The 13,456-nt window shown below is 57.0% G+C and carries 11 protein-coding genes; 4 read left to right on the top strand and 7 right to left on the bottom strand.

Features of this window, described 5'->3' with window-relative positions; genetic code table 11:
- Positions 1-13: 13 nt before the first annotated feature.
- Complete coding sequence (yjbE, locus tag ACWHWP_RS01565; RefSeq protein WP_008503423.1) at positions 14-256, bottom strand: exopolysaccharide production protein YjbE; 243 nt, start codon at positions 254-256, stop codon at positions 14-16.
- A gap of 367 nt (positions 257-623) precedes the next feature.
- Positions 624-2,273: a glucose-6-phosphate isomerase gene (pgi, locus tag ACWHWP_RS01560; protein ID WP_047345632.1), complete on the bottom strand. Its 1,650-nt coding sequence runs from the start codon at positions 2,271-2,273 to the stop codon at positions 624-626.
- Between the two features lie 374 nt (positions 2,274-2,647).
- Here pgi and lysC point away from each other — a divergent pair, with 374 nt between their 5' ends.
- The 3 genes from lysC to ACWHWP_RS01545 all read left to right on the top strand — a co-directional run bounded on the left by lysC (position 2,648) and on the right by ACWHWP_RS01545 (position 5,358).
- Complete coding sequence (gene lysC, locus ACWHWP_RS01555) at positions 2,648-3,997, top strand: lysine-sensitive aspartokinase 3 (RefSeq protein ID WP_047345633.1); 1,350 nt, start codon at positions 2,648-2,650, stop codon at positions 3,995-3,997.
- Between the two features lie 93 nt (positions 3,998-4,090).
- On the top strand, positions 4,091-5,035 hold the full coding sequence (gene panS / locus ACWHWP_RS01550) for a ketopantoate/pantoate/pantothenate transporter PanS (protein ID WP_059312968.1): 945 nt from the start codon (positions 4,091-4,093) through the stop codon (positions 5,033-5,035).
- A 50-nt stretch (positions 5,036-5,085) separates the two neighbouring features.
- Complete coding sequence (locus ACWHWP_RS01545; RefSeq protein WP_059312969.1) at positions 5,086-5,358, top strand: DUF3811 domain-containing protein; 273 nt, start codon at positions 5,086-5,088, stop codon at positions 5,356-5,358.
- On the opposite strand, the gene rluF is transcribed toward ACWHWP_RS01545, so the two are convergent.
- From rluF to metH, 5 genes are all read right to left on the bottom strand, one after another.
- Positions 5,359-6,231: a 23S rRNA pseudouridine(2604) synthase RluF gene (gene rluF, locus ACWHWP_RS01540; RefSeq protein WP_047345636.1), complete on the bottom strand. Its 873-nt coding sequence runs from the start codon at positions 6,229-6,231 to the stop codon at positions 5,359-5,361.
- Positions 6,232-6,285: 54 nt separating this feature from the next.
- Positions 6,286-6,603: a CcdB family protein gene (locus ACWHWP_RS01535; protein ID WP_059312970.1), complete on the bottom strand. Its 318-nt coding sequence runs from the start codon at positions 6,601-6,603 to the stop codon at positions 6,286-6,288.
- Positions 6,603-6,896 (bottom strand): type II toxin-antitoxin system CcdA family antitoxin, encoded by a 294-nt coding sequence (locus ACWHWP_RS01530; protein ID WP_059312971.1) that lies wholly within the window; start codon positions 6,894-6,896, stop codon positions 6,603-6,605. Before ACWHWP_RS01530 ends, ACWHWP_RS01535 begins: the two co-directional genes overlap by 1 nt.
- Positions 6,897-6,991: 95 nt before the next feature.
- Positions 6,992-8,623 (bottom strand): Na/Pi cotransporter family protein, encoded by a 1,632-nt coding sequence (locus ACWHWP_RS01525; protein ID WP_059312972.1) that lies wholly within the window; start codon positions 8,621-8,623, stop codon positions 6,992-6,994.
- 116 nt (positions 8,624-8,739) lie between these two features.
- Positions 8,740-12,423 carry a methionine synthase gene (gene metH / locus ACWHWP_RS01520; protein WP_447854941.1) on the bottom strand — a complete coding sequence of 1,228 codons (3,684 nt, stop codon included), beginning with the start codon at positions 12,421-12,423 and terminating at the stop codon, positions 8,740-8,742.
- A gap of 193 nt (positions 12,424-12,616) precedes the next feature.
- Here metH and iclR point away from each other — a divergent pair, with 193 nt between their 5' ends.
- Entirely contained in the window at positions 12,617-13,444 is an 828-nt protein-coding gene (iclR, locus tag ACWHWP_RS01515; protein ID WP_074164757.1) for a glyoxylate bypass operon transcriptional repressor IclR, read from the top strand.
- The last annotated feature ends 12 nt before the right edge of the window (positions 13,445-13,456 follow it).

Below are 13,456 nucleotides of genomic sequence, written 5' to 3'. Positions count from 1 at the left end.
AAAACACCCGCTATTACTGGGTGCTGGTTGTCGTAGTGGTCGTGGTTCCGGTATTGGAGCCATCACCGCCACCGGTTGCCGCCAGCGCGACACCCACGGCTGAACTTACGGTGCTGGCGCTGGCCGCGGTAGAACTCCCCGCAGACGCAGACGTCGCAGCCGAACCTGCCGCTTCCCCGACCTGAACCGGAGCAGCATAGACAGATGTCGCCGCAAGCGCAGATATGGCAAAAATGCCATACAGTACTTTCTTCATAAGAATTTCCCTTCATTTAATGAATGGAGATTTGCCCAAAAAGAATTTCAGGCGGATTCGAGTATACACAACTCCCGCCGCGGGTTTGCCGTAAGGGGAAATAGGAAAGGGGTTTTCAGACTAATGGATAAAATTGAAATATAAGGAGAATTAACGGAATATAAAAAACAAGCAAATCAGTGATATAGAATTAAATAAAGGTCATTGCATTATCCGTATATTCCGAAAGTAAACCGCAGTGATTAACGGGTTAACGGCTTTTTTCAGATAAAACTCAGTAAAGGAATTAGAGCTAAATAACAGACATCAGGAATTATCCGATAAAAAAATGCCGGCATTTCGCCGGCACGTTTTCATGACGTTTTAATTACGCGCGCCATGCTTTATAGCGGTTGATCAAACCATTTGTCGAGCTGTCATGGCTGGCAATCGCCTTATCGTCACCCAGCTCTGGCAGGATACGGTTTGCCAGCTGTTTGCCCAGCTCAACGCCCCACTGGTCAAAGGTGAAGATGTTCAGGATCGCGCCCTGCGTGAAGATTTTATGCTCATAAAGGGCAATCAGCGCACCCAGGCTAAACGGCGTGATTTCGCGCAGCAGGATGGAGTTGGTTGGGCGGTTGCCTTCGAATACTTTGAACGGAACAACGTGGTCCAGGGTTGCCGGGTCTTTACCCTGATCGCGGTATTCCTGCTCAACCACCTCGCGGGATTTACCGAACGCCAGCGCTTCGGTCTGGGCGAAGAAGTTCGACAGCAGCTTCGGATGGTGGTCGGACAGCGGATTATGGGTGATAGCCGGAGCGATGAAATCGCACGGTACCATTTTGGTGCCCTGGTGGATCAGCTGGTAGAACGCGTGCTGACCGTTGGTGCCCGGCTCGCCCCAGATGATTGGGCCGGTCTGGTAATCCACCGCGTTGCCGTTACGGTCAACGTATTTACCGTTGGATTCCATGTTGCCCTGCTGGAAGTAGGCTGCAAAGCGGTGCATGTACTGGTCGTACGGCAGGATGGCTTCGGTTTCAGCACCGAAGAAGTTGTTGTACCAGATACCGATCAGCGCCAGCAGTACCGGCAGGTTTTTCTCAGGAGCGGTCGTGGAGAAATGTTTATCCATCGCGTGCGCGCCGGAGAGCAGCTCAACGAAGTTGTCGAAGCCCACGGAGAGAATGATGGACAGACCGATCGCGGACCACAGAGAGTAACGACCGCCGACCCAGTCCCAGAACTCAAACATGTTCGCGGTGTCGATGCCGAACTCGCTGACCGCTTTACCGTTGGTGGACAGCGCCGCGAAGTGTTTCGCCACGTGCTTGTTGTCGCCCGCGGTTTTCAGGAACCAGTCGCGCGCGCTGTGGGCGTTGGTCATGGTTTCCTGGGTGGTGAAGGTTTTGGACGCCACCAGGAACAGCGTGGTTTCCGGGTTCACGTTCTTCAGCACTTCGGCGATGTGGGTACCATCAACGTTAGAGACGAAGTGCATGTTGAGGTGGTTTTTGTAAGGGCGCAGCGCTTCGGTCACCATGAACGGGCCGAGGTCAGAACCGCCGATACCGATGTTAACCACGTCGGTGATCGGTTTGCCGGTGTAGCCTTTCCAGCTTCCGGAGATGATTGCTTCAGAGAAGGCTTTCATCTTTTCCAGCACCGCGTTGACTTCCGGCATGACGTCTTTGCCGTCAACGATGATTGGCGTATTGCTACGGTTACGCAGGGCTACGTGCAGCACGGCACGGTCTTCGGTGCGGTTGATCTTCTCACCGGAGAACATGGATTTGATGGCGTCAGCAAGCTCGGTCTCTTTCGCCAGATCCTGCAGTTTTGCCAGCGTCTCTTCGGTAATGCGGTTTTTGGAGAAATCCACCAGCATCAGGTCGTCGAAGGTCGCGGAGAACTTACTGAAACGATCGGCATCTTTCGCGAACAGGTCCGCGATGGTGACGTCTTTCATTTCATCAAAATGTTTCTGGAGTGCCTGCCAGGCAGCGGTCTGCGTTGGGTTGATGTTTTTCATTAGCAATACTCTTCTGATTTGAGAATTGTGACTGCGGTCGATTGTAGCGCCTGCAAATAAAAATTGTGATGGTTTTTATGCCATTGCCCTGGCCTGCATCAAACGCAGGTGAAAAGACCCGAAAAGTATAGCTGCTGAAGAGCCCTCCCGGGGCGGCGAAATGTCGGTCAAAATACCCTAAAACGGAGCATAAAATCTGGTGCTGTTATAAGTCCTGTTTCTCAGGGGTACCCCCCCATAAAAAATCCGCATAATCCCAGCATTGACAGGACCTCCCCCGCATTTTATTTATAGGGCCGTATTTTGCGCCTGCACCTGTTTTCGTTTCACTCTTGTGCCATGGTCGCTTATTCATTCCCTGACACGAGGTTGTTATGACGAGTTTTGTGGTCGCCAAATTTGGCGGCACCAGTGTGGCCGATTACGATGCCATGAACCGCAGCGCCGATGTGGTGCTGGCCGATCCGAATACCCGCCTGGTGGTGCTTTCCGCCTCTGCCGGCGTGACGAACCTGCTGGTTTCTCTGTCTGAAGGACTGGAAGCGACCGAACGTTTCGTGAAGCTGGATGCACTGCGCAAAATTCAGTTCGACATTCTTGAACGTCTGCAGAACCCGAACGTCATCCGCGAAGAAGTGGAACGTCTGCTGGAAAACATCACCACCCTGGCAGAAGCTGCTTCTCTGGCAACCTCCACCGCCCTGACTGACGAACTGGTCAGCCACGGTGAACTGATGTCCACGCTGCTGTTTGTGGAGATCATGCGCGAACGTAACATTCAGGCGCAGTGGTTTGACGTGCGTAAAGTGATGCGTACCAGCGATCGCTTCGGCCGCGCCGAGCCGGACGTTGAAGCGCTGGCCGAGCTGACCACTCAGCAGCTAGCACCGCGTCTGGCAGAGGGTATCGTGATCACCCAGGGCTTTATCGGCAGTGAAGCAAAAGGGCGTACGACAACGCTTGGCCGTGGCGGCAGCGACTATACCGCCGCTCTGCTGGGCGAAGCCCTGCATGCCACCCGCGTCGATATCTGGACTGACGTTCCGGGCATTTACACCACCGACCCGCGCGTCGTTTCCGCGGCGAAACGTATTGATGTGATCGCGTTTGAAGAAGCGGCGGAAATGGCCACCTTCGGCGCGAAAGTGCTGCACCCTGCTACGCTGCTGCCCGCCGTACGCAGCGATATTCCGGTCTTCGTCGGCTCCAGTAAAGATCCAAAAGCGGGCGGTACGCTGGTGTGCAAGAAAACGGAAAACCCACCGCTGTTCCGCGCGCTGGCCCTGCGCCGTCGCCAGACGCTGGTGACGCTCCACAGCCACAATATGCTGCACTCCCGCGGTTTCCTGGCGGAGGTGTTTGGCATTCTGGCGCGGCACAATATCTCCGTGGATCTGATCACCACCTCTGAAGTGAGCATTGCGCTGACGCTGGACACTACCGGCTCCACCTCCACGGGCGATACCCTGCTGACGCAGTCGCTGCTGATTGAGCTGTCTGAGCTGTGCCGCGTGGAAGTGGAAGAAGACCTGGCGCTGGTTGCCATCATCGGTAACAAACTGTCGCGCGCCTGCGGCGTCGGCAAAGAAGTGTTCGGCGTACTCGACCCGTTCAGCATTCGTATGATTTGCTACGGCGCATCCAGCTATAACCTCTGCTTCCTGGTGCCAGCCGATCAGGCCGAGCAGGTGGTGCAGAAACTTCATCAGAATTTGTTTGAATAAAATTCGTTAGCACGATAAACATTATCTACAAGCCGGGCACAGACCCGGCTTTTTCATAACTAAACAACACGACAATACTGCAAGGAAACCACTATGTTATCCGCCATCACGCGGCTGTTCCCGTTATGGGCGCTGCTGCTCTCCGTACTCGCGTATTATACCCCCACCACGTTCACCGGTATTGGCCCGTGGGTCACCACCCTGCTGATGCTCATTATGCTGGGCATGGGCGTGCATCTGAAAATCGACGACTTTAAGCGCGTGCTGTCCCGCCCGGCTCCGGTTGCCGCAGGGATCTTCCTCCACTACCTGGTGATGCCTCTTGCGGCGTGGCTGCTGGCGATGGCCTTTAAGATGCCGCCTGACCTCTCCGCCGGGATGGTGCTGGTAGGTAGCGTAGCCAGCGGCACAGCGTCCAACGTGATGATCTTTCTTGCGAAAGGCGACGTGGCGCTCTCCGTCACTATCTCTTCCGTCTCAACGCTGGTTGGCGTGATTGCCACACCGCTGTTGACCCGCCTGTACGTGGACGCGCATATTCAGGTGGACGTGATGGGCATGCTGCTGAGCATTCTGCAAATCGTGGTGATCCCGATTGCGCTGGGCCTGGTGATTCACCATCTTTTCCCACGCGTGGTGAAAGCGGTTGAGCCGTATCTGCCTGCGTTTTCGATGGTCTGTATTCTGGCCATCATCAGCGCCGTGGTGGCGGGTTCCGCGTCACACATTGCTTCCGTAGGATTTGTGGTGATTGTCGCGGTGGTACTGCATAACACCATCGGCCTGCTGGGCGGCTACTGGGGCGGGAAGCTGTTTGGCTTTGACGAGTCGACCTGCCGCACGCTGGCAATCGAGGTGGGCATGCAGAACTCCGGCCTGGCGGCGGCGCTCGGGAAAATCTACTTCTCACCGCTCGCGGCACTGCCGGGGGCCCTGTTCTCCGTCTGGCATAATCTGTCCGGTTCGCTGCTGGCGGGCTACTGGTCCGGCAAACCGATTGATGGGCAAACGAAAAAAGATGCGGTGAAACAGGGTTAATTGGCGGTACTTGCTTTACACTGAAGCCTCTCTCTCAGGAGGCTTCAGCAATGGCTACACCACGATTGACCCAGAAAGACATGACGGAAGCCGAGCAGCGCGAACTTAAAACGCTTCTCGACCGTGCACGCATCGCACATGGCCGTACGCTGACGAACGCCGAAACCAATCAGGTGAAAAAAGAGTACATCGATAAACTGATGGCTCAGCGTGACGCCGAGGCGAAGAAAGCCCGCAAACTGAAAAAGCAGCAGGCCTATAAGCCGGATACAGAAACGACCTTCTCCTGGTCGGCCACGACCTCTACCCGTGGAAGGCGCTAACTAGCGCCCTTTCTTTTTACGGCCAGGCTGGACAAAGCGCTTCCCGTTGGCCGGTTTGCCACGTCCTTTCTCTTCCGCCTGCGGCGCCTTCACCACCGGGCGCTTAATCGCCTGGGTTTTCGGTTTTGCTTTAGCCTTCGGCTTCGCTTCGGACGAGGAATTCTCGATGAGCTTGAACAGCTCAATCAGCTCGTCGCCGGTTAAATCACGCCACTCCCCCAGCGGGATACCGGACAGGCTGACGTTCATAATGCGCGTGCGCTCGAGCTTCGTCACCTCATAGCCAAAGTATTCGCACATACGGCGGATCTGACGGTTTAAGCCCTGCACCAGGGTAATGCGGAACGCGAACGGTGCTTCTTTCTTCACCTTACACTTTTTCGTGACGGTACCGAGGATTGGCACACCGGCGCCCATGCCGCGAATAAACTCGTCCGTGACCGGCTTATTCACCGTCACGATGTACTCTTTCTCGTGATCGTTACCGGCACGCAGAATTTTGTTGACCAGATCGCCATGGTTGGTGAGGAAAATCAGCCCCTGAGAGTCTTTATCCAGACGGCCAATCGGGAAGATACGGCTGCTGTGGTTCACGAAATCAACGATGTTGTCCCGCTCACCGTCTTCCGTGGTGCTGACAATCCCAACCGGTTTATTCAACGCGATAAACACCAGGTCTTCAGCATCGCGCGGCTCGATGAGCTGACCATTCACTTTGACCACGTCGCCAGGCATCACCTGGTCACCAATCGTGGCGCGTTTGCCGTTGAGGAACACGTTACCCTGTTCAATGTAACGGTCCGCCTCGCGACGTGAGCAGATCCCGCTCTCGCTAATGTATTTGTTTAATCGGGTTGATTGAGTTGGCAGCATAGTTTCTCCTGTGAAGGGCGAAATATACCTTACCTTGCGGCTGACAAAAAAGTGTTAGTAACCGTTGATCAAAAAATCGAGTGCATCCCGCAATGAAGCCCGGTTTTGCGTAAGATCGGCGACACGCTCGCCTAACTCTTTTGGCGATATGCCTGCCATCATATGCACCATGACCACGCAAGGCTTACCCGCTATCTCAACGACAGGGCACACTTTCGCAGGCGGTTGAATGCCTCCCAGGTGTCTAAGCTCAACTGCGGGAGCAACCAGGACATGTTTCATCACATTGGCCACCGGATGCTGCATATTGATTAGCCAAGGATAGGCAGTTTTCCCCTTACCTTCATTCTCATAAGCAAAATATTGCTCCATCAGAACGACCTCTGAAAGTCACTAAAGGAGCCGTTTTCATCAACCCATTGGTTAATGGCCTCGATAGAAGCTTTATTTTCTGCTAACCACTCTGCACGCTGATGCGCACGAAACTGCTCCTGCAGTGCAGCCGTGAGCACGGCAGAGAGATTAAGTTTAAGCCGTCTCGCCTCTTCCAGGATTTCTGGCGCTAACGACACATTGACTGATTTTTTGATGCCATGCGTAGTGCGCATGAAAACCCCCATAGGAATGCGCATGAATTGGCGAAGTGTAGCGTAATAAACGAGCATTTTCTATTCCCTTAAAAATGTAAGGTCTGAAGAGTAAATGGCGCGTTATAAGATGTCACGCCTCGCGAAACGGTTTTGCGAGGCGCTTTCAGAAATTAATACTCATCCCGCTCGTCATCTTCATCCGGTTGTTCCATCACGCTGTAGGCCACCGCGCAGAACAACGAGTTGAGGCGTTTCATATCGCCCAGCAGCCCCAGGTGGAGCGAGCTGGTTTCGATGCTCTGCACGTTCTGCTGGTGCAGACGCTCAACGTGGGCGTGCGAGTAGCGACGGTTAAGAATGCGGAAGCGATGCTTGTTGCGGCGCAGGCGGCGCGCGCTCGGCACGTCGCTGGAGAAGAAGACCGACATGGCCAGCTTCAGGTTGCTCACCAGCTGTTCGTGCAGCGCCTCCAGCTCCTTCAGGCCTTCACCTGAAAACGCCCGACGCGCGGCAAGGGATTTGTCGGCGATCTCGCTGCCCATGCGCTCAACGATATCTGAGGCCTGCTCAAGGTTAAGCGACATCTCAATGATTTCCGCCCATCGGCGGGACTCCTCTTCCGCCAGCTCATCCTGCGGCATACGCGCCAGGTAAAGCTTGATGGCGGTATAAAGCACGTTGATATCGTCCGCCAGCCTGCGCAGTTCTTTCTCTTCTCGCGGCTCGCCGTGCATCACCTTTTGCAGGCCTTCGAGCATGGTTTCCATGGCGTCGCCCATGCGCAGCGTCTCGCGAGCGGCATTCGCCAGCGCCAGCGCCGGGGTATCTAGCGCGGAGGTATCCAGATGCTTCGGTTTCAGGCGCGCGTCCAGCTCCGGTTCATCCTGAATAAGGCGTTCGCAGAATCGGGCCATCGGCTCAGCGAAAGGTACCATCGCCAGGCAGCGCACCAAGTTATAGAAAACGTGGAAATAGATCACCAGCTCCGCCTTCGGCAGCGGGAGGTTGTCCATCAGGTTCGCCAGGGGATGGATAAAGGGCAGGATAAGCAGGCTACCCACCAGCTTAAACAGCAGGCTGCCGAGGGCCACGCGACGCGCGGCAGCGTTGGCGGCGCTGTTATTGAGCATCGCCAGCAGGCCAGAGCCGAGGTTAGCCCCGATCACCAGGCACAGCGCCACCGGGAAGGAGATCGCCCCCGCAGCGGTGAGCGTTGCGGTCAGCAGCACGGCGGCCAGGCTGGAGTAGCTGACGATGGCAAACACCGCGCCGATCAGCGCGTCCAGCATGATGTCACCGGTCAGGGAGGCAAAGATGACCTGCACGCCGTTGGCCTCGGTGATAGGCGTGACCGCCTGCACAATCAGCTCCAGCGCCAGCAGGATCAGCCCCAGGCCAATCCCCACGCGCCCAAGCTGTCCGGCCCGCGTCTGCTTGCGGCCGAGGAAGAAGATAACGCCGACAAAAATCAGCAGCGGAGACAGCCAGGAGAGATCGAACGTCAGGATACGCGCCATCAGCGCGGTACCCACGTCGGCACCCAGCACAATAACCAGTGCCGGAGCCAGTGCCACCAGATCCTGCGCCACAAAGGAGGTGACCAGCAGGGTTGTGGCGTTACTGCTCTGAACCAGCGCCGTTACGCCAATGCCCGCGCAGAAGGCGAGCGGCTTCTTCTCAACGCTGCTGCTGAGAACGGTACGTAAACGGGCACCAAAGACCCGCATCACGCCGGTACGGACGATATGGGTGCCCCAGACGAGCAGTGCGACTGCAGAGAGCAGATGTAACAGGGTCAGCACGGAAGGTTTTCCTCCTTATCGTTATTCGTTTTCCTTAGGTTCAGTATAAGGGTTTAAACGTAAGAAAGAGACAGGGCGCCCAATGAGCGCCCTGTTTGTTGTAAGGAAAAGTGACCTCAGTCCGCGTCGTAGCCTAAATTCGGCGCTAGCCAGCGCTCAACCTCAGCAACGCTCATTCCTTTGCGCAGGGCATAATCTTCGATCTGATCGCGCTGCAGCTGCGCGACGGCGAAGTATTTGCTGTCCGGATGGCTAAAGTACCAGCCGGAGACGGACGCGCCCGGCCACATGGCGAACGACTCGGTGAGCTTCATGCCGGTATGCGCTTCTACGTCCAGTAACGTCCAGATGGTGCCCTTTTCAGTGTGTTCCGGACAGGCCGGGTAGCCCGGTGCCGGGCGAATGCCCTGGTAGTTTTCGCGGATCAGATCCTCGTTGCTGAGGTTCTCATTGGCCGCGTAGCCCCAGTGCACCTTGCGCACCCGCTCGTGCAGGTACTCGGCGAAGGCTTCCGCCAGGCGGTCGGCAATCGCTTTCACCATGATTTTATTGTAATCGTCGTGCTGCGCTTCGAACGCGTCCGCCAGCGCATCTTCTTCCAGACCGCCGGTTACCGCAAAGGCACCGATATAGTCGGCTTTACCACTTAACTTCGGTGCGACGAAATCGGCCAGGCAGTAGTTGGCAAAACCCACTTTTTCTGTTTGCTGGCGCAGATGGCGGCTGACCGCCAGCACGTGGGTGCGGGTTTCATCACGATAAATTTCGATATCGTCGCCCACGCGGTTCGCCGGGAACAGGCCGACCACGCCGCGCGGATTAAGGGTTTGCTCCGCACTCAGCTTATCAAGCATGTCGTTAGCGTCTTTAAACAGGCGCTTCGCCTCTTCACCGACAACCTCATCTTCCAGAATGCGCGGATATTTGCCTGCCAGCGACCAGGTCATAAAGAACGGCGTCCAGTCGATGTAGTTGCGCAGCGTTTCGATGCTGGCGGTTACCTCCTGCACGCCCAAACGATGCGCGACCGGGGGCGTATAGCTCGACCAGTCAAAGGCCAGATCGTTATCGCGCGCCGCCTGCAGCGTGACGGGCGGCGTGCGCGGTTTCTTGCGCCCGTGCTGGATGCGAACGGTTTCGTACTCTTTACGGGTGCGCGCCACAAAGTCATCGCACTGGGTGTCGGAGAGCAGCGCGGAGACCACGCCGACCGTGCGCGAGGCGTTCTGCACGTACACCGTCGGGCCGCTGTAGTTTTGTTCGATTTTCACCGCCGTGTGCGCTTTCGAGGTGGTCGCCCCGCCAATCAGCAGCGGAATGGTGAAGCCCTGACGCTCCATCTCTTTTGCCACGTTGACCATTTCGTCCAGCGACGGCGTGATCAGCCCGGAGAGGCCAATCAGGTCGGCATTCACTTCGCGCGCGGTCTTGAGGATTTTATCCGCCGGGACCATCACGCCAAGGTCGATAATTTCGTAGTTATTACACTGCAGCACTACGCCGACGATGTTCTTGCCGATGTCGTGCACGTCGCCCTTCACGGTGGCGATGACCATTTTACCGTTGCTGGAGCCTTTCTCTTTGCTGGCTTCGATATAGGGCTCGAGATACGCCACTGCCTGCTTCATCACGCGAGCGGATTTCACCACCTGCGGCAGGAACATTTTGCCCTCGCCGAACAGATCGCCGACCACGTTCATGCCGTCCATCAGCGGGCCTTCAATCACTTCAATCGGGCGGGAGGCCTGCTGTCGCGCCTCTTCGGTGTCGAGTTCAATAAATTCGGTGATGCCTTTGACCAGCGAATATTCCAGACGTTTTTTCACGTCCCAGGAACGCCACTCCGCCTGCTGAACGTTGGCCGCCTCGTCAGATTTGCTGCCGCGGTATTTCTCCGCCAGGTCCAGCATGCGTTCGGTCGCGTCGTCTCGGCGGTTAAGGATCACGTCTTCCACCGCGTCGCGCAGCTCCGCTGGCAGGTCGTCGTAAATCGCCAGCTGGCCGGCGTTAACGATCCCCATGTCCATCCCGTTGCGGATGGCGTAGTAGAGGAACACGGCGTGGATCGCTTCGCGCACCGGGTCATTGCCGCGGAACGAGAACGAGACGTTCGACACGCCGCCGGAGATAAGCGCATGCGGCAGCTCGCGCTTAATGTCTTCACACGCGCCGATAAAGTCCTGCGCGTAGTTGTTGTGCTCTTCAATCCCGGTCGCGACGGCGAAGATGTTCGGGTCGAAAATAATGTCTTCCGGCGGGAAGCCCACCTCTTCGGTCAAAATTTTGTACGCGCGGCGGCAAATCTCAATTTTGCGCTCGCGGGTATCCGCCTGGCCCACTTCGTCGAAGGCCATCACCACCACGGCGGCACCGTAGCGGCGGACCATCTTCGCGTGGTGGATAAAGATATCAACCCCCTCTTTCATCGAGATGGAGTTGACGATGCCTTTGCCCTGGATGCACTTCAGCCCTTTTTCGATGACCTCCCATTTGGAGGAGTCAATCATGATCGGCACGCGGGCAATGTCCGGCTCACCGGCAATCAGGTTGAGGAAACGCACCATCGCCGCTTCGGCGTCGAGCATCCCCTCATCCATGTTGATATCGATAATCTGCGCGCCGCTTTCCACCTGCTGGCGGGCAACGTCCAGCGCTTCGCTGTACTTCTCTTCTTTGATCAGGCGCTTAAACTTCGCCGAGCCGGTAACGTTAGTTCGCTCACCCACGTTCACAAACAGGCTGTCGTCGCCGATGGTCAACGGCTCCAGGCCGGAAAGACGACAGGCAACGGGAAGCTCAGGCAGCTTGCGCGGCGGCAACCCGGCCACGGCGTTGCTCATGGCGGCGATGTGCTCCGGCGTGGTGCCGCAGCAGCCGCCGACGATATTCAGGAAGCCGGACTCGGCCCACTCGCGGATTTGCGCCGCCATGGTGTCGGCATCCAGATCGTACTCACCAAACGCATTCGGCAGACCGGCGTTCGGGTGGGCCGTAACGTAGCATTCCGCGATGCGCGACAGCTCCTGGACGTACTGGCGCAGTTCATCCGGCCCCAGCGCGCAGTTCAGGCCGAAGGAGAGCGCCTCCGCGTGGCGCAGAGAGTTGTAAAACGCTTCGGTTGTCTGGCCGGACAGCGTACGGCCCGAGGCGTCGGTGATGGTGCCGGAAATCATGATCGGCAGGTCAACGCCCAGCGCCTCGAACTCCTCTTTCACCGCGTAAATCGCGGCTTTGGCGTTGAGGGTATCGAACACCGTTTCAATCAGGATCAGATCGGAACCGCCTTCCACCAGCGCTCTGGTCGATTCACGGTAGGCCGCAACCAGCTGGTCAAAGGTGATGTTACGAAATGCCGGGTCGTTCACGTCCGGTGAAATCGATGCAGTGCGGTTGGTAGGGCCAAGCACCCCAGCCACGTAGCGCGGTTTTTCCGGCGTGCGGACCGTCCACTCGTCTGCACAGGCGCGCGCCAGCTTCGCGGCTTCATAGTTGATTTCCGCCGACAGGGATTCCATCTGGTAATCCGCCATGGCGATGGTTGTCGAGTTAAAGGTGTTGGTTTCAACGATATCCGCACCCGCTTCGAAGTACGCGTTATGGATATCCTTAATCACGGACGGCTTGCTGAGCACCAGCAGGTCGTTGTTCCCTTTCAGATCGCATGGCCAGTCAGCGAAGCGTTCGCCGCGGAAATCGTCTTCGCTCAGGCGATAGCCCTGGATCATGGTGCCCATGCCGCCGTCCAGCACCAGAATTCGTTCATTTAACTGCGCACGCAGTTGCTCTACTTTGCTGCTCACACTTGCTCCCGACAACGCTCAACATGGCCAAAAGGCTGCGTTCCATACTGGCATAATCTCGCAGGGTGGAAAAGCCGCTCAGGGGTAACATGAGACATGTTCACCATCACTCCTCCGATCAGTCAGGATAACGGTTGCAAATTCACCAAATAAAACGAAAATGATTTCCACGATACAGAAAAAGGAGATCGTCATGGTCGCGACCGTTCCCGCTAAACGCGGCAGAAAGCCTGCTGCCACCACCGCCGCACAACAGGGCGGACAGGTTCAATCGCTCACGCGCGGTCTGAAGCTGCTGGAGTGGATAGCCGAGTCGCACAGCAGCGTGGCCCTGACGGAGCTGGCGCAGCAGGCGGGCCTGCCGAACTCCACTACGCACCGGCTGCTGACCACCATGCAGCAGCTGGGCTTTGTCCGCCAGGTTGGCGAACTGGGGCACTGGGCGGTGGGCGCGCATGCGTTTATCGTCGGCAGCAGCTTCCTGCAGAGTCGCAACCTGCTGGCGATTGTGCATCCGATTCTGCGCAAGCTGATGGAAGACTCCGGCGAGACGGTCAACCTGGCGGTGCTGGACCAGAGCGACCACCAGGCGATTATTATCGACCAGGTGCAGTGCACGCAGCTGATGCGCATGTCCGCGCCGATCGGCGGCAAGCTGCCGATGCACGCCTCCGGGGCGGGTAAAGCGTTTCTGTCGCAGCTGAGCGAGGAGCAGGTGACGGGGCTACTACACCGTAAAGGGCTCCCCGCCTATACCCACGCCACCCTGGTGTCGCCGGTGCATCTGAAAGAAGATTTGGCCCTGACCCGCAAGCGCGGCTATTCGTTTGATGATGAAGAACATGCCCTGGGGCTGCGCTGCCTGGCGGCCTGTATTTTCGACGAGCACCGCGAGCCGTTTGCGGCCATATCTATCTCCGGGCCGATTTCGCGGATGACCGATGACCGCGTGACCGAACTGGGTGCGCTGGTGATCAAGGCGGCGAAAGAGGTGACGCTGGCGTACGGTGGGATCCGTTAAGATTGAGTGCGG

This window comes from Enterobacter sp. WI-ESBL-E8 (assembly GCF_053364895.1).
This window is presented reverse-complemented; position numbering and strand designations above follow the sequence as displayed.